Raw genomic sequence first — 16060 nt, forward strand, 5'->3', positions numbered from 1 at the left:
CCCCTCCCCGGTAGAGCTCACCCTTCCCGCAGGACATCCAGAAACGCCTCCGCCACCCCAGACGGCTTCGACCGGCAAAAGGCAGTCAGCGGGCGGCGCCACGGAGGGCCGATGTCGACAATCTGCCCGGCGGGCACCAGCTCCGGGGTCAGATGCGCCGAGACGAGGCAGATGCCCGCGCCGACGGCCGCCATCCGCGCCGCCGTCGTCGGGTGTTCGACCCGCAGGGCCGTCCGCGGGACGAACCCGGCCCGGCCGCAGACCAGATCGACGAATGGCGTGCCCTCGATCCAGGGCTCCATTCCGCACCGCACCCAGCCGCGGTCGGCCAGTTCCTCCAGTGCGACGGGATCACCGTCGGCTCCGGCGCGGGCACACAGCGGGTCGTCGGGCGGAACGACGAGGACGATCCTCTCCTCGCCGATCTGCCAGCTCGGCCCCGGCCAATCGTCGGTCCGGTAGCCGACGGCGAGGTCCGCGATGCCGCGTGCCATCCGGTCGTGCAGCTCGTCCTCCGTCGCGTACTCGTGCAGCCGCAGCGTCACCCGCGGATGGAGGCGGCGCATCCTGGCGACGGCTCTGGTCAGTACACCGACCGCGAGGCCGTGCACGGTGGCGATCTCCAGTTCGCCGCCTCCCGCACCGGCCGCGGCCCGTGCGGCACGGCGCGCCTGCCGGGCACTGCGCACGGCGAGCTCGGCATCCGGCAGGAAGGCCCGGCCCATCGGCGTCAGCCGCACCCCGCGCGGCAGCCGTTCCAGCAGCGGGCCACCGACTTCCCGCTCCAGGGCCTTGATCTGGTGCGAGAGCGCCGACTGGGTGACGTGCAGGGCCTCGGCGGCACGTGTGAACGAGGTCTCCTCGACGACCGTGACGAGATACTCCATCTGCCGCAGACTCACCCGCAGTCACCCGCTCCCACACGTCGGCGCCGCGCTTCTTGGAGCGCAAGCCATGACCATTCTTCACCACAACCATAGAATTATTGCGTTGGACTCATCACCGCACCGGGCGGAGGGTGAGTGTCATGAGCGGCAACACCACAGACGTGATCGTCATCGGCGGAGGAACGGGCGGCTACAGCACGGCACTTCGCGCCGCGCACCTCGGGCTCGGGGTCACCCTCGTCGAGCGGGACCTGGTCGGCGGCACCTGTCTGCATCGGGGCTGCGTGCCCAGCAAGGCCATGCTGCACGCGGCCGAACTGGTCGACGGGGTGGCCGAGGCCCGTGAGCGGTGGGGGGTCAAGGCGACGCTGGACAGCGTCGAGTGGAGCGCGCTGGTCGCCACCCGCGACGACATCGTCACGCGCAACCACAAAGGGGTCGAGGGCCAGCTGGCGGCGGCAGGGGTGACGGTCGTACGAGGCACCGCCGCACTCACGGGCCCGCGCACCGTCCGGATCGAGGTGCCCGGCGCCGGGGGCACCCAGCAGTGGACGGCGCGGCGCGGTCTCGTACTGGCGACCGGCTCCCGTCCGCGCACCCTGCCGGGCCTGGAGCCCGACGGGGACCACATCGTCACCAGCGACGACGCGCTGTTCGCACCGGGGCTGCCGCGCAGCGTGCTGGTGCTGGGCGGGGGCGCCATCGGCGTCGAGTACGCCTCCTTTCACCGCTCCATGGGGGCCGAGGTCACGCTGGTGGAGGCGGCGGATGGGCTGCTTCCGCTGGAGGACGCGGACGTAGGCCGCCAGCTGACCCGCGCGCTGAAGAAGCGCGGCATCACCGTGCTGACGGGCGCCCGGCTGCTGGACGCGCGGCGAACCGGCGAGGAGGTGAGGGCACGGGTGCGGCCGTCGCGCGGGGACGAGACCGTGATCACGGCGGAGCGGCTGCTGGTGGCGGTGGGCCGGGCACCGGTCACCGACGGACTCGACCTGGCGACGGCCGGTCTCGCAACGGATGAGCGTGGCCACGTGCCACCGGCCGACTGGTCCACCCTTGAGACGGCCGCACCGGGTGTGCACGTCGTCGGAGACCTGCTCCCGCCGCCCTCCCTCGGCCTGGCACACGCCTCGTTCGCGGAGGGGCTGGTGGTCGCCGAGACGCTGGCCGGGCTCACGCCCCGCCCGGTGGACTACGCCGCCGTCCCGCGCGTGACGTACTCCAGCCCGCAGACCGCCTCGGTCGGCCTCAGCGAGGCGGCGGCCAAGGCCGCCGGGCACGAGGTGGCCGTCAACACGCTGCCGCTGACCGCGACGGCCAAGGGGATGGTGCACGGCCAGGGCGGCATGGTGAAGGTCGTCGCCGAACCGGGCCCGGACGGGCGGGTGCTGGGCGTGCACCTGGTGGGACCGCACGTCTCGGAGATGATCGCCGAGTCCCAGCTGGCCGTCGCCTGGGACGCCTCCCCCGCGGACATCGCCCAGCACATCCACCCGCACCCCACACTGAGCGAGGCGGTGGGCGAGACCTTCCTGACCATGGCGGGACGGGGGCTGCACCAACACGTCTGAGCACGCGGCCGGTTGCCCGGCACCCGGCTGAGCGCACCGGGTGCCGGGCGGACGGCTGCGGGCAACAATGGTGTGCATGCTGTTCGACGTCTGGGCTCCCACCGCGCGAACCGTCACCCTCCATCTCCCACCGGCTCCCGGCATCCCGATGACCCGCTCGCCCACCCGCCGGGGCTGGTGGCAGGCCGAGGCACCGGCGGCGGCCGGCACCCGCTACGGCTTCGCCCTCGACGGCGGCCCCGTACTGCCGGACCCGCGCTCGCACCGCCAGCCGGACGGGCCCGAGGGGCTGAGCGCCGTCGTCGACCACGACGCGTACACCTGGCGGCACCCGTGGCGCGGGCTGCCGCTGCCGGGGGCCGTCCTCTACGAGCTGCACATCGGCACCTTCACCCCCGAGGGCACCTTCGCCGCGGCGGCCGAACGCCTCGGCCACCTTGCGGAGCTGGGCACAAGCCACATCGAGCTGATGCCCGTCTGCCCGTTTCCCGGCACCCACGGCTGGGGCTACGACGGCGTGGCGCTGTGGGCGGTGCACGAGCCCTACGGCGGGCCCGACGGGCTCAAGGCGTTCGTGGACGCCGCACACGGACACGGCATCGGGGTCGTACTCGACGTCGTCCACAACCACCTGGGCCCTTCCGGCAATCAGCTGCCCGCCTTCGGGCCGTACTTCACCGACCGCCACCAGACGCCCTGGGGATCGGCCGTCAACCTGGACGCGCCGGGCTCGGACGAGGTGCGGGCCCATCTCATCGGCAGCGCGCTGGCCTTTCTGCGTGACCACCACCTCGACGGGCTCCGGCTGGACGCCGTCCACGCGCTGGCCGACACCCGCGCCGAGCACTTCCTCGCCCAGCTCTCCGAGGCCGTCGACACGCTGGCCGCGCACACCGGGCGCCCCCTCTTCCTGATCGCCGAGTCCGATCTGAACGACCCGCGCACCACCGCCCCGCGCACCGTCAACGGCCACGGGCTGCACGCCCAGTGGAACGACGACTTCCACCACGCGCTGCACACCGCGCTGACCGGTGAAGCACACGGCTACTACGCCGACTTCGCCCGCGAACCGCTGGCCGCCCTCGCCAAGACGCTGACCGGTGCCTTCTTCCACGACGGCACGTACTCCAGCTTCCGCGGCCGCGGGCACGGCCTCCCGGTACGCCGTCCCGGCGGCGCCGAGACCCCGGCCCACCGATTCCTGGCGTACGCGCAGACCCACGACCAGATCGGCAACCGCGCGCTGGGCGACCGGCTGTCCGCGTCCCTGGCGCCCGGACTGCTGGCGTGCGCCGCCGCGCTGGTGCTGCTCGCGCCGGGGACGCCGATGCTGTTCATGGGCGAGGAGTGGGGCGCCCGCACCCCCTGGCAGTACTTCACCGACCACCAGGACGCCGCGCTGGCCGAGGCCGTACGGCAGGGGAGGCGGCGGGAGTTCGCACGCCACGGGTGGGACGCCGAGGAGATCCCCGACCCGCAGGACCCGGCCACGCGTGGGCGCTCGTGCCTGGACTGGAGCGAGCCGCTGCGCGAGCCGCACGCCCGGTTGCTGGAATGGCACCGCACCTTGCTCGCCGTGCGCAAGGCCCATCCGGTGCTGGCGCAGCTGCCGCTGGGCGAGGCGGATGTCCGCTACGCGGACGGCGACGACGGCCGTTGGCTGTTGCTGCGCAACGGGCCGCTGTACGTCGCGGTGAACCTCGCGGAGGACCGTACGGCGACGGTGCGGGTGCCCTCCGGGCATGCGGTGGCGCTGCTGGCGGCCTGGGAGCCGGAAACGCGCGTGGTGGACGGTGCGGTACGGCTGCCGCCGCAGTCCGCCGCCGTGCTGCGTTAGCAGTTCCTACTGCGCTTGGGCAGTCTGCTCCCCCAAGCTCTTCGAGCAGGGGGTACCCCCAGGCGCAGGGTGGGCGAGCGCAGCACCTTTGCGGCCGGACGACGATGGGAGGAACGCCGCGATGAGCAGGCCCAGTAGCGCGGCGCCGGCCGCGATGAGGAAGGACGTACGGAAGCCGTCCAGGTCGGGGACCTGGGTGCGGCCGAGCGGGCTGGTCATACGGGCCAGGACGACCCCGACGACCGCACTCGATGTCGACGTACCGATGGACCGCATCAGGGTGTTCAGCCCGTTGGCCGCGCCGGACTCGGAGGGGTCGACGGCACCCAGTATCAACGCGGGCATCGCGGAGTAGGCGATGCCGATGCCGATCCCGATCAGCACGGCCAGCAGCACCGTCTGCCACACGGCGGACATCAGCTGGGTGCCCGCCAGGTAGGAGACGGCCAGGATCGTCAGCCCCGTCATCAGCGACACCTTCGGCCCGCGTGCCCGCGACAGCCTGGCCGACAGCGAGGAGACGAGCATCATCGCTATGCCCATCGGAGCCACGCACAGCCCGGAGACGACCATCGACTGGCCGAGCCCGTACCCGGTGGCCGCCGGAAGCTGGAGGAGCTGGGGAAGCACCAGGGTGAGGGCGTAGAAGGCGAGTCCGACCATGATGGAGGCGAGGTTGGTGAGCAGCACCTGGCGGCGCGCTGTCGTACGCAGATCCACCAGCGGGTCCTCGGTCCGCAGCTCCAGCACGCCCCAGCCGATGAAGATCACCACGGAGGAGCCGAGCAGCCCGAGCACCGTCCCGCTGCCCCATCCCCAGTCGCCGCCCTTGGAGATGGGCAGCAGCAGCGTCACCAGACCGGCCGTCAGTCCCAGGGTGCCCAGCACATCGAAGCGGCCGGGGGTGCGCAGCGGGGATTCCGGCACCAGGAGCGCCACCAGCGCCATGGCGAGCGCGCCGATGCCCGCGGCGCCGAAGAACAGCACGTGCCAGTCGGTGTACTGGGCGACATAGGCGGCCAGCGGCATGCCCAGCGCGCCGCCCACGCCGAGCGACGAGCTCATGAACGCCATGGCCGAGCCCAGCCGCTCGGGGGGCAGCGCGTCGCGCATGATGCCGATGCCCAGCGGGATGGCGCCCATCGCGAACCCCTGTACGGCCCGCCCCGCCACCATGGGCACCAGCGCGGAGGTGAAGCCGCACACCAGCGAGCCGAGCACCATCAGCCCCAGGCTGAGCAGCACGATCCGCCGCTTTCCGTACAGGTCACCGAGTCTGCCCATGATGGGTGTGGCGACGGCGCCGGAGAGCAGGGTGGAGGTGATCACCCAGGAGGCGTTGGAGGTCGAGGTGTGCAGCAGTTCCGGCAGTTGGGCGATCACCGGCACGATGAGTGTCTGCATGACGGCGACGGAGATCCCGCCGAAGGCCAGCACAGGGACGATCCACCGCCCGCCCGCTCCGTCTGTCCCCGCTTCGTCCCCGGCGCCCACGCGCAGCCCCCGCTCTCTCTCGCTGTCCAGAAGTCAACAATCTCTATGTAGCGTACAAATGAACTGCCGGGGGCGGCTCGTCATTCCCTCGGAGGCGGATGGGTCCGTCCGCCTCACTGCTCCTTGGGCACCAGCTTCAGCGAGATGCTGTTGATGCAGTACCGCTGATCCGTCGGCGTCTGATAGCCCTCGCCCTCGAAGACGTGGCCGAGGTGGGAGCCGCAGCGGGCGCAGCGGACCTCGGTGCGGACCATACCCAGGGAGCGGTCGGTCAGCAGTTCGACGGCGGTGGTGTCGGCCGGGTCGTAGAAGCTGGGCCAGCCGCAGTGCGAGGCGAACTTGGTGTCGGAGCGGAACAGCTCGGCGCCGCAGGCCCGGCACTGGTAGACCCCGGTGGTCTCGGTGTCGGTGTACTCACCGGTGAACGGGCGCTCGGTGCCCGCCTCGCGCAGCACGTGGTACTCCTCGGGCGTCAGCTCGGCGCGCCACTGTTCCTCGGGCTTGTCGATCTCGTAGGCCATCTCGGCTCCTCAGCGTCGTAGGAAGGGTGGTCACTCCGCGAGCCGGGCGAGAATCCTGGGGCCCAGTTCCGTGACGTCACCCGCTCCCATGGTCAGAACGAGATCGCCGGGCTCCGCCATTCCCACGACCGCCTCCACGGCCTCGGCGGGGGTGTCCATGGCGCGTACGGCCGCGCCCGCCGCCTGCGCCGCTTCCGTGATCAGGGCGCTGGTCACGCCCGGGATGGGGTCCTCACGGGCCGGGTAGATCGGCAGTACCACCGAGCCGTCGGCCAGTGCCAGGGCCTCCCCCATCTCCTTGCCCAGCTCCTGGGTGCGGCTGAAGAGGTGCGGCTGGAAGACCACCAGGACCCGGCCGTTGTCAGCGCCACCCCTGATGGCCTCCAGATCGGCGGTCATCTCGGTGGGGTGGTGGGCGTAGGAGTCGATCACCTGCACGCCCCGGGTCAGCCCCTTGAGCTGGAGGCGGCGCTTGACGCCGGTGTACGAGGCGAGGGCCCGGCCCAGGTCCCGCTCGGGCACCCCGAGCGCCGCTCCGGCGGCGAGGGCCGCCACCGCGTTGAGGGCGTAGTGGTTGCCGGGGACCGAGACGTCGAAGGTCAGCTCCGCACCGTCGAGGGCCACGCTGACCTCGCTGGTCAGGCCCTTCGGGGTGATCTCGAGGACCCGTACGTCGGCGTCCTCGGCCACCCCGTAGGTACGGATGGTGAGCGCACGGTCGCGCGAAGCGGCGCGCAGTCGGCGGGTGAGCTCCCGCGCGCCCTCGTGGTCGGCGGAGATCACCAGGGTGCCGCCGTCCACGATGCGTTCGGCGAACGTCTCGAAGGACGCGTAGATCTCCGCCATGGACGCGTAATTGGCGTGGTGGTCGAGCTCCACGTTGAGGACGATGGCGACCTCGGGCGCGTACTTGTGGAAACTGCGGTCGCTTTCATCCGCCTCCGCGACGAAGATCTCCCCGGTGCCCTGGTGGGCGTTGGAACCGGGGCCCTCCAGGTCGCCGCCGATCGCGTAGGAGGGGTCCAGGCCCAGGTCGGCCAGGCTCACGGCGAGCATCGAGGTGGTCGTCGTCTTGCCGTGCGTTCCGGCGACGGCCAGCGGCCGCAGCCCCTCCATCAGCGCGGCCAGCGCGTCGGCCCGGTGCAGCACGGGCAGCCCGCGCCGGTTGGCCTCGACCAGCTCGGGGTTGTCCTCGCGGATGGCGCTGGAGACGACGACCACGGTCGCGTCCGGCGCCAGATGCGCTTCGGCGTGACCGATGTGGACGGTCACGCCGAAGCCACGCAGCGCGTCGGCTGTCGCCGACTCCCGGGCGTCGCTGCCCGCGACCCGGGCACCGCGCACCGCCAGGATCTTCGCGATGCCGGACATTCCCGCGCCGCCGATCCCGACGAAGTGCGGCCGCTCCATGGCGGAGGGGACGGCGGGAGTGGCGGGAGTGGCGGCAGCGGTCATACGGACCTCTCCTGGCTGGCTCGGCGGTTCACGAGGGACGGCGCAAGCCTATGCGGTGCGCCGTCGGGCAGGATGCGAGCCCTCGCCGTGCTGAGGCGTGCTGGGGAGGGGGTGCCCCTATCCGCCGTCCGCAGTCTGCGGGTGGAGTGTGGCCGGTCGCGCAGTTCCCCGCGCCCCTTCGGGGCGCCCCTCTCACTCCTCGTTGTGTGCGAACAGTTTCAGTACCGGGACGCCGACCTTGTGCCGGGCGCGGGAGGCCCAGTCGCGGTGGAAGAACTCCTCGACCAGGTGGGGGGCTGTCAGGACGATGACCTCGTCGGCGCGCGTCTGTTCCGCGACCGACTTCAGGACGTCGAGGGGGTGCTGCTCGATGATCTGGCCGACAGCCTCGCAGCCGGCGTCTCTGAGGCGCTTGAGGGACAGTTCCAGGGCCTGTTCGGCGGGGCCGACGGCCTCGCCGCCCTCGGGTTCCCGCGCCTCGCGCACCACCTGGTCCAGCTCGCCGAGCGCCACATCGTCCAGCGCTCGCAGCAGCCGGTCCTGGTCGCCGCGCGGCTGCATCAGGACGACGAACGAGACCGGCTCCTCGCCGTGCAGCGTCGTCACCATTTCCGCGTCGGCGGACACCAGCGGCTTCTCGATCATCAGCACTGTCGTGATCACGACGGGCGCCCCTTCTCCGGTCGAACGGTCGGAAAGAAACCCTGCTGCAGTGTGCCCACGGGTCCTGCGATTGTCAGTCTGCCCAGCGACACGAAAGCGGAACGTCTCATTCCGTGACATTCCGCAACCGACGGTAACGCGTGAAGAGGAAGCCGTCCTCTTCCAGCACCCCCTCCAGCGTGAACTCGTCCGGGTCCGGCAGCACGGGTCCGTTCATGATGCGCGGCGCCGATCCGGCCACGATCCTCGGAGAGATCGACAGACATAGCTCGTCGAGTACCCCCGCGTCGGCCAATTCCCCCAGCAATGTGGGACCGCCCTCGGTCAACTGGCGCCGCAGCCCCCGCTCAGCGAGCAGGCCCGGCACCCGCGCGGGGTCCGCGGCACCGCCCTCACCTGCGAAGATCACCTCCGCGCCGGCCTCCCTCGCCTGCCCCACCCGGTCGGCGGGGGCGCCGCTGCCGGTGAGCAGCAGGGTGGGGACGACGGGCTCGGTGAACAGCGGGGCCGAGAAGTCCAGCTCCAGGCTGGCGCTGACCACGGCGATGGCGGGCACCGGCGACTGCCCCGCGGCGGCACGCCGGTCCGCGAAACCGCTGCGCCGCTTGGCGGGCCGGTACCCCTCCTGGCGTACGGTGCGGGCGCCGACGACCACCACGTCGGCGAGCGCCCGCAGCACTCCGAAGATCCACATGTCGGCCTTGGAGGAGAGCGGCTGGGAGCGCCCCCCGTGGTGGATGGCGCCGTCCAGGGAGGCGACCATGTTGGCGCGCAGCCACCGGTCGGCCTCGTCGGCGCCCTCGCCGACCGGCGGGTAGGCGTACTCCTCGGCGATCTGAGCGATGCTCCACTCCGGGCCCGCCGCCTGCGGCGCGGGGGACGCCGGCGACACGGGCGCGTCGGCGGCGTCAGCGGCGGGTACGGGGGCTGTGCTCGATGGGAACAGGCGTCGCATGCGCGCAGTGTGGCACGGCGCACGCCCGGCGGGCGGCACGTACGCGGGCGCTGGCCGACTAGCATGACAATCGTGTCAACGACCGAAGCGCACATATCCGAGACCGGCTCCGAGGCCCCCGGCGGCCCCGGCGACGCACCCGTCGCCCTCACCGCACGCGAGCCACACGTCCCGGCCGACCAGTTGGTGGCCGAGATGGTGCCGCCTCCGCGCTTCGACGGTGTGCGCTTCGCCACCTACATACCCGACCCCGCGCAGCCCAGCCAGACCGAGGCGGTACGGGTGCTCGGCGCGTTCGCGGACCGCCTCGGCGGTGCCTCGCGGAGCGCGGACGGCGGCGGACCCAGGCGCTGGTTCCGCCGGGTACCGAAGCAGGCGGCGCCCGCCGGCCCCCGCGGGGTGTATCTGGACGGCGGCTACGGCGTCGGCAAGACGCACCTGCTCGCCTCCCTGTGGCACGCGGCACCGGCCGCGCCCGGGCGCAAGGCGTTCGGCACCTTCGTCGAGCTGACGAACCTGGTGGGCGCGCTGGGCTTCCAGCAGACCGTGCGGACCCTCGGCGACCACCAACTGCTGTGCATCGACGAGTTCGAACTGGACGACCCGGGCGACACGGTGCTCGTCTCCAGCCTGCTGGCCAGGCTGGTGGAGAACGGCGTGGCGCTCGCGGCCACCTCGAACACCCTGCCGGGCAAGCTGGGTGAGGGGCGGTTCGCCGCCGCCGACTTCCTCCGGGAGATCCAGGGCCTGTCCGCGCACTTCCGCACCCTGCGCATCGACGGTGAGGACTACCGCCACCGCGGGCTGCCCGAGGCGCCCGAGCCGTACGCCGCCGAGGAGGTCACCCGGGCCGCGCACCGGATACCCGGCGCCTCGCTGGACGACTTCTCCGCCCTGCTGGGCCACCTCTCCAGCGTCCACCCCAGCCGCTACGGCGAACTGGTGCGGGGTGTGCGGGCGGTCTGTCTGACGGGGCTGACGCCGGTCCCCGACCAGTCGACGGCGCTGCGCCTCGTCGTGCTCGCCGACCGGCTCTACGACCGCGAGGTGCCCGTACTGGCCTCGGGCGCGCCCTTCGACCGGCTGTTCAGCGAGGACATGCTCAAGGGCGGGTACCGCAAGAAGTACTTCCGGGCCATCTCACGGCTGACCGCGCTCGCCAGGGACGGCGGCGCGCTGGTCGGCGCCGACGGCTGACCCGGCCCGGCTCACCGGGGGACACTGCTGACCCCGCCGACACCGCCGAGTGCATGGTCGGTGCGGCCGAGTTCATGTCGGTTGCGTCCTGAGCGGTGTGCGCACGCTGGTGCGCATGGTAAACACGCTGGGTCACCTGTCCGCCAACAGGGGAGAGTGCCCGATGCCCACGAGCCGACGTCAACTGCTGGCAAGAACCGGAGCCGCCGGGGCGGCAGTCGCCTTCAGCGGCGCGCTCTCGGAATTGTTCACAGGAACCGCCGCTGCCCAGTCCACCGGCGGCAGCGCGGGCTACGGCCCGCTCGTCCCCGACCCCGACGGGCTGCTCGACCTGCCCAAGAGCTTCCGCTACAAGGTGCTCTCCCGCGAGGGCGATCCGCTCCGCTCGGGTGAGGGCAAGGTGCCCAGCAACTGCGACGGCATGGCCGCCTTCGCCGGTGCCCGCCGGGGCCGCACCTGGCTGGTCCGCAACCACGAGAACCGGATGAACGCGCGGGTGCCCGTCCCCACGGTCGAGGGGCTGACCTACGACCCCGCAGCCAAGGGCGGCTGCACCGTCCTCGAAGTGGACCGCGACGGCGACGTGTTGGCCGAACGCGTCGGCATCGCGGGCACCTCGACCAACTGCGCGGGCGGGCCGAGCCTCTGGGACACCTGGCTGACCTGTGAGGAAACCGAGCTGCGCGCCGGTGAGGACGGCTACACCAAGGACCACGGCTTCATCTTCGAAGTCGGCTTCGACCGCCGCAGGCCCACCTCCGTCGAGCCGCTCGAGGCAATGGGCCGCTTCCAGCACGAGGCGGTCGCCTTCGATCCGCGTACCGGGGTCGTCTATGAGACCGAGGACGCCTTCGACAAGCCCTTCGGGCTCTTCTACCGCTTCCTGCCGAAGAAGCCCAAGGGCGGTTACGGTTCGCTGCACGCGGGCGGCACGCTGGAGGCCATGCGGGTGCCGGGCGTACCGGACCTCTCGGCCGTCACCGAGACGGGCACCTCCTTCGACGGCGTCGAATGGGTCGAGGTCCCCGACCCGCTCGCCAAGGAGACCCCCATCCGTCTCCAGGACTTCGGCAAGGGGGGCATCACCCACGCGCAGAAGCTGGAGGGCTGCTACTGGGGCGGCTCCTGCGTCTACTTCGTCTCCAGCTACGCGCGCAGCGCGGAGGGCTCGCAGGGTGACCACTTCGGCCAGGTGTGGCGCTACGATCCGCGGAGCCGCCGCCTCACCCTGGTCGTCGTCTTCGGACCCGACACCGATGTGCAACTGCCCGGCGAGGAGCCCGACAACATCTGCCTCGCCCCCGGCGGCGGACTGATGGTGTGCGAGGACGGCGCGGGCGCCCAGCACGTCTTCGGCCTCACCCGGCGCGGCACCGTCTACCCGATGGCGCGGGGCGCCCAGAACATCGGCACACCCGAGGAACCCGAGTGGGGCGAGTTCGCGGGCGTGACCTTCTCCCCCGACGGTCGCACCATGTACGTCAACTGCTACACGCCGGGCACCACGTTCGCGGTCACGGGCCCCTGGAAACACTGAGGGCGCACGCCTGCGGGGCGCGCCCCGAAGGGGGAGCGCCCCGCACCCGGCCGACGGCACCAACCGCAGCGGCGGGAAAGAACTCCCTCACCCGCGGCGGGCAGCCGCAACGCACGCCGCAAGCGCGGCGAGGCCCGCAACCACGACCGCGGCGAGCAACGCGAGCCAAGGCACCTGCACCTCACCCCTGGTGGAGCCGTGCACCAGCCCGGTGACCGCCGCGTTGGCGGGAGAGGCGCCCAGCGCGAGCGCTGCGACGCTCCCCAGCAGGGTGGCGCAGACCGCGTAGCCCCGCGAGCGGATCAACGGCCGGTTGCCCAGGGCCCCCACAGCGGCTCCCGTCAGCACACAGGCCAGGACCCCGCACAGGCCGGCGGCCACGGCAGGCAGCAGCGGCACGGCGGCGGAGCCGTCGGTGCTCCGCGGTGCACTCAGCCAGGCCACCACTCCCGCCCCCGTGCACCCGAACAGCAGTGCCATGACAGCCCCGGCGGTGACGCCCGCGAGGTGCACGCGCCAGGCGCCGGCCGCGGCGGCGGCGCAGTGTCTGGCAGCGGTGGGCTCGGCCGTCACACAGCCGCGTACCAGCCACGCGGCGACGGGCAGCAGCGCGGCGGCGGCGAGCCCGAGCGAGTCCAGCACCGGCTGCCCGGCGCGGACGCCGACAGCCAGCAGTCCGACGTACAGCAGCAGCGGCGCGAGCCACCGCTGGGAGCGCACCAGCAGGGCCAGCTGGTAGCGGGTCAGCGCGAGCGTGGCCTTCATGGCGTGGCCTTCATGGCCTTCATGGCCTTCGTGGCCTTCGTGGCCTTCATGGCCTTCATGGCCTTCATGGCCTTCATGGCCTTCATGGCCTTCGTGACCTTCGTGGCCTTCATGCGGAGTCCCCTTCCCGCTCCCCGAGCGGTCGTACGGAACGGATGTGCCAGCCCGGCCGGGCTGCCAACAGGGCCCGCAGCGCCGCGTCGGAGTCGGCTTCCGGCACCGTCAGCGCCAGCTCGCCGTTCGGCGCGAGCCGCGGCCGCGCGCTTCCCGGCAGACCCTCGGGCGCCCCGGCGCCGGGCGCCCCCAGCGCTTCGATGCGCGTCATCGCGGGCCGACGCACGCCTTCCACCGGCTCGGCCGCGGTGACCAGACCCCCCGGCGCGACCCGCACGGTCAGGTCCGGAGCACCGGCGAGCCGGGCCGGGTCGTGGTCGACGAAGGCCACGGTGGCGCCGGAAGCCACCCGCCCGCGCACCACGGTGTCGAGCACCGTACGGGCGTGCTGGTCGAGGCCGGTCCATGCCTCGTCGAGCACCAGCAGCCCAGGACTGCCGACGAGGGCCTGTGCGACGGCGACTTTCTGTGCGCTGCCCTTGGACAGCTCCCGCATCCTGGTCGCGGCGTACTGCCCGGCGCCGAACCGCTCCAGCCAGGCGGCGCCCTCCTCGGCGGCCGCCCGCTTGCCGAGTCCACGCACGCGGCCGAGATGGGTGAGGTAGCCGAGCGCTGTCAACGGGAGTGCGGCGGGGAAGCGTTCGGGGACATAGCCGCGCGTGCGCGGGCGGGCGCGGACGCGTCCCGCGCTGGGCGCGTCGATCCCCGCCATCAGCCGCAGCAGGGTGGACTTGCCCGTTCCGTTGCCGCCTTCCACGCGCAGCAGAGTGCCCGCGCGCAGGTCGAGATTCACCCCGCGCAGTACCCAGGGGCCGCCCGCACGGTAGCGGCGGCCCACGTTCTCCAGCCTCATGGGCCCGATCCTAGGAGCGGCTCCGGCCGCTGGCAGACTGAACGGTGTGACCGTCTCCGCACCCGCAGCACCGCACCCCGCCGAACCCGACCGGTTCGTCCTGCCCCTCGTCGTCCGTATCGAGCGCACGGCACCGCCGGCGCGTACGGACGCCCTGGAGACGGCGGCCCGCGCGGTGCTCACGCTGCTGGCCGACCCGCGTACGGCCGAGGAGACCGGCGAGTGGCACAAGCGGGTGCGGCTGTGGGAGGAGCGGCAGATCCGCAAGGTGGTACGCCGGGCCCGCGGCGCGGAGTGGCGGCGCACCGAGCTGCTGGAGGGCATCACCGTGCCGGGGCGTACGGCCCAGGTGCGGGTCTTCCCACCGGTTCCGCTGGACGGCTGGCCCCGGGAGCTGGCGCGGCTCCAGGTGTCGGGTACGGAGCTGGACGATCCTCGGCCGCCGGCCGCACCCGCCGCCGGTACGCCCGTGCTGTGGCTCAGCCCGGAGGTGGAGATGTCGGCGGGCAAGGCCATGGCCCAGGCGGGCCACGCCGCGCAGCTCGCCTGGTGGCAGCTGGACGCCGCCGCGCGAACCGAGTGGCGCGCGGCGGGCTTTCCGTTGGCCGTGCGACCGGCACACGGGCACGCGCACTGGGCGGAGTTGACCGGCGGCGGGCTCCCGGTGGTCAGGGACGCCGGGTTCACCGAGGTCGCGCCCGGCTCGTGCACGGTCGTCGCGGAGCACCCGGCGCTGCGGTCCGCGGACTGATCCCGAGCGTGCCGAAGGCCGCTGCGGGAAGCTCGCGTGCACCCGAAGCTCAAGTTCAGCTCTGAACAGCCGCGCTCCGCGCATGAAGCCGTGCCGGCGGAGCAGGAGTCCTGACGCAGCCACGGGGGAGGAGCGGGCCATGGAGAGGCTGGGCACCGGAATCGGCTGGCGTCCCGAGATCGCGGACGGCATCGAGGCGCTGCCGGGTATCGACTGGGTCGAGGTCGTCGCCGAGAACGTGTGTCCGGGCCATCTGCCGGACTCGCTGCTGCGGTTGCGGAAGCGCGGCACCGTGGTGGTGCCGCACGGAGTGTCGCTCGGCCTCGGTGGCGCCGAGCGCCCCTGCCCCGAGCGGCTGGCCGCGCTCGCCGCGTGCGCCGAGGCGCTGGACGCTCCGCTGGTGACCGAGCACATCGCGTTCGTCAGGGCCGGTGGCGGCAGCACGGGCCTCCCCCGGATGGAGGCCGGTCACCTGCTGCCGGTGCCCCGCACCCGGGACGCGCTGGACGTGCTGTGCGAGAACATCCGTATCGCGCAGGAGGCGCTACCGGTGCCGCTGGCCGTGGAGAACATCGCAGCCCTCATCAGCTGGCCCCACGAGGAGCTGACCGAGGGCGAGTTCCTGGCCGAGCTGGTCGAGCGCACCGGCGTCGGCCTGCTGATCGACGTCGCCAACCTGCACACCAATCGGGTGAACCGCGGCGAGGACCCGGTGACCGCGCTGGACCGGCTGCCGCTGGAGGCACTCAGCTACGTCCATGTGGCGGGCGGTGTCGAACGCGGCGGCGTCTGGCACGACAGCCATGGCCACCCGGTGACCGGGCCCGTGCTGGATGTCCTGGCCGAGCTGTGCGCCAGGACGGTACCGCCCGGGGTGCTGCTGGAGCGGGACGAGAACTTCCCTCCGGCAGCGGAGCTGGCCGCGGAGCTGGACCGGATCGGTGCCGTGGCCGAGGCCGCGGCCGACGCCGCACGGCGGGGAGCCACCGGTGTCCGATGACGCGCGGGCCCGGCTGGGCCGTGACCAGGCGGCGCTGCTGTCGGCGCTGGTCGCCGGCGCGGCCGCGCCGCCCGGCTTCGACCGGGAGAGGCTGGAGATCCAGGCCAGGGCGCTGCGGGCCAAGCGCGCCGACATCGTCGCGAAGGTGGCGCCGAGGCTGCCGGAGCTCCTCGGCGCTGAGGAGTACCGGGCCCTGTTCACCGCGTACGCCACAGGGCGGCCCATGACGGCCAACTACCGCTGGGACGCACTGCACTTCGCCGCGTATGTGCTCAAGGAGGCCCGGCTCCCCCGGAGCTCGCGCAGGGAACTCAAGCGCTGGTACAGGCACCGCGCGGGCCCGCGGCCGCGCTGAGACAGCGACACCGGGCAGGGCACGGCGGCGGTGGCTTTCGGCACCAGCCCGGCCGACGGTGGCTCCCAGCGCCGACTCCCCTGCCCGGACCGCCCCGATCGGGCG

13 protein-coding genes and 1 pseudogene are annotated in these 16060 nt (G+C 72.7%); 6 read left to right on the top strand and 8 right to left on the bottom strand.

Annotation, left to right across the window (positions count from 1 at the left end):
• Positions 1–17: 17 nt before the first annotated feature.
• Positions 18–902, bottom strand: a complete 885-nt coding sequence (locus JW592_RS08195) for a LysR family transcriptional regulator (RefSeq protein WP_209264254.1) — start codon at positions 900–902, stop codon at positions 18–20.
• Between the two features lie 125 nt (positions 903–1027).
• Here JW592_RS08195 and lpdA point away from each other — a divergent pair, with 125 nt between their 5' ends.
• Positions 1028–2458 (top strand): dihydrolipoyl dehydrogenase, encoded by a 1431-nt coding sequence (gene lpdA, locus JW592_RS08200; RefSeq protein ID WP_209264255.1) that lies wholly within the window; start codon positions 1028–1030, stop codon positions 2456–2458.
• A gap of 76 nt (positions 2459–2534) precedes the next feature.
• On the top strand, positions 2535–4295 hold the full coding sequence (treZ, locus tag JW592_RS08205) for a malto-oligosyltrehalose trehalohydrolase (RefSeq protein WP_209264256.1): 1761 nt from the start codon (positions 2535–2537) through the stop codon (positions 4293–4295).
• A 6-nt stretch (positions 4296–4301) separates the two neighbouring features.
• On the opposite strand, the gene JW592_RS08210 is transcribed toward treZ, so the two are convergent.
• The 5 genes from JW592_RS08210 to JW592_RS08230 all read right to left on the bottom strand — a co-directional run bounded on the left by JW592_RS08210 (position 4302) and on the right by JW592_RS08230 (position 9383).
• On the bottom strand, positions 4302–5789 hold the full coding sequence (locus JW592_RS08210; RefSeq protein ID WP_372446468.1) for an MFS transporter: 1488 nt from the start codon (positions 5787–5789) through the stop codon (positions 4302–4304).
• A gap of 113 nt (positions 5790–5902) precedes the next feature.
• Positions 5903–6310: a peptide-methionine (R)-S-oxide reductase MsrB gene (msrB, locus tag JW592_RS08215; protein ID WP_209264257.1), complete on the bottom strand. Its 408-nt coding sequence runs from the start codon at positions 6308–6310 to the stop codon at positions 5903–5905.
• A 30-nt stretch (positions 6311–6340) separates the two neighbouring features.
• On the bottom strand, positions 6341–7765 hold the full coding sequence (gene murC, locus JW592_RS08220; protein ID WP_209264258.1) for a UDP-N-acetylmuramate--L-alanine ligase: 1425 nt from the start codon (positions 7763–7765) through the stop codon (positions 6341–6343).
• A 192-nt stretch (positions 7766–7957) separates the two neighbouring features.
• Complete coding sequence (locus JW592_RS08225; RefSeq protein WP_209264259.1) at positions 7958–8428, bottom strand: indole-3-glycerol phosphate synthase; 471 nt, start codon at positions 8426–8428, stop codon at positions 7958–7960.
• Between the two features lie 106 nt (positions 8429–8534).
• Complete coding sequence (locus JW592_RS08230) at positions 8535–9383, bottom strand: pyrimidine reductase family protein (RefSeq protein ID WP_209264260.1); 849 nt, start codon at positions 9381–9383, stop codon at positions 8535–8537.
• 63 nt (positions 9384–9446) lie between these two features.
• On the opposite strand from JW592_RS08230, the gene zapE reads away from it, so the two are divergent.
• On the top strand, positions 9447–10580 hold the full coding sequence (gene zapE / locus JW592_RS08235) for a cell division protein ZapE (RefSeq protein WP_229375383.1): 1134 nt from the start codon (positions 9447–9449) through the stop codon (positions 10578–10580).
• A 163-nt stretch (positions 10581–10743) separates the two neighbouring features.
• Positions 10744–12117 carry an alkaline phosphatase PhoX gene (locus tag JW592_RS08240; protein ID WP_209264261.1) on the top strand — a complete coding sequence of 458 codons (1374 nt, stop codon included), beginning with the start codon at positions 10744–10746 and terminating at the stop codon, positions 12115–12117.
• Between the two features lie 87 nt (positions 12118–12204).
• On the opposite strand, the gene JW592_RS08245 is transcribed toward JW592_RS08240, so the two are convergent.
• Both JW592_RS08245 and JW592_RS08250 read right to left on the bottom strand, forming a co-directional pair.
• Positions 12205–12882, bottom strand: coding sequence for an ABC transporter (locus JW592_RS08245; RefSeq protein WP_209264262.1), 678 nt, complete (start codon positions 12880–12882; stop codon positions 12205–12207).
• Between the two features lie 109 nt (positions 12883–12991).
• Positions 12992–13849 carry an ABC transporter ATP-binding protein gene (locus JW592_RS08250; protein ID WP_209264263.1) on the bottom strand — a complete coding sequence of 286 codons (858 nt, stop codon included), beginning with the start codon at positions 13847–13849 and terminating at the stop codon, positions 12992–12994.
• Between JW592_RS08250 and JW592_RS08255 the strand changes: the two genes are divergently transcribed.
• Entirely contained in the window at positions 13848–14600 is a 753-nt protein-coding gene (locus JW592_RS08255) for a peptidyl-tRNA hydrolase (protein WP_209264264.1), read from the top strand. The genes JW592_RS08250 and JW592_RS08255 overlap by 2 nt on opposite strands.
• A 139-nt stretch (positions 14601–14739) precedes the next feature.
• Positions 14740–15955, top strand: a pseudogene (locus JW592_RS08260) (multinuclear nonheme iron-dependent oxidase).
• The last annotated feature ends 105 nt before the right edge of the window (positions 15956–16060 follow it).

The sequence above is a fragment of the Streptomyces spirodelae genome (genome assembly GCF_017676385.1).
Lineage (GTDB): Bacteria > Actinomycetota > Actinomycetes > Streptomycetales > Streptomycetaceae > Streptomyces > Streptomyces spirodelae.

Excerpts from the sequence above, each read along its gene's own strand:
- lpdA (WP_209264255.1), top strand. The coding sequence starts at position 1,028 with ATGAGCGGCAACACCACAGACGTGATCGTCATCGGCGGAGGAACGGGC.
- msrB (WP_209264257.1), bottom strand. The coding sequence starts at position 6,310 with ATGGCCTACGAGATCGACAAGCCCGAGGAACAGTGGCGCGCCGAGCTG.
- JW592_RS08255 (WP_209264264.1), top strand. The coding sequence starts at position 13,848 with ATGGGCCCGATCCTAGGAGCGGCTCCGGCCGCTGGCAGACTGAACGGT.
- treZ (WP_209264256.1), top strand. The coding sequence starts at position 2,535 with ATGCTGTTCGACGTCTGGGCTCCCACCGCGCGAACCGTCACCCTCCAT.
- JW592_RS08230 (WP_209264260.1), bottom strand. The coding sequence starts at position 9,383 with ATGCGACGCCTGTTCCCATCGAGCACAGCCCCCGTACCCGCCGCTGAC.
- zapE (WP_229375383.1), top strand. The coding sequence starts at position 9,447 with ATGACAATCGTGTCAACGACCGAAGCGCACATATCCGAGACCGGCTCC.
- JW592_RS08240 (WP_209264261.1), top strand. The coding sequence starts at position 10,744 with ATGCCCACGAGCCGACGTCAACTGCTGGCAAGAACCGGAGCCGCCGGG.
- murC (WP_209264258.1), bottom strand. The coding sequence starts at position 7,765 with ATGACCGCTGCCGCCACTCCCGCCACTCCCGCCGTCCCCTCCGCCATG.
- JW592_RS08250 (WP_209264263.1), bottom strand. The coding sequence starts at position 13,849 with ATGAGGCTGGAGAACGTGGGCCGCCGCTACCGTGCGGGCGGCCCCTGG.
- JW592_RS08245 (WP_209264262.1), bottom strand. The coding sequence starts at position 12,882 with ATGAAGGCCACGCTCGCGCTGACCCGCTACCAGCTGGCCCTGCTGGTG.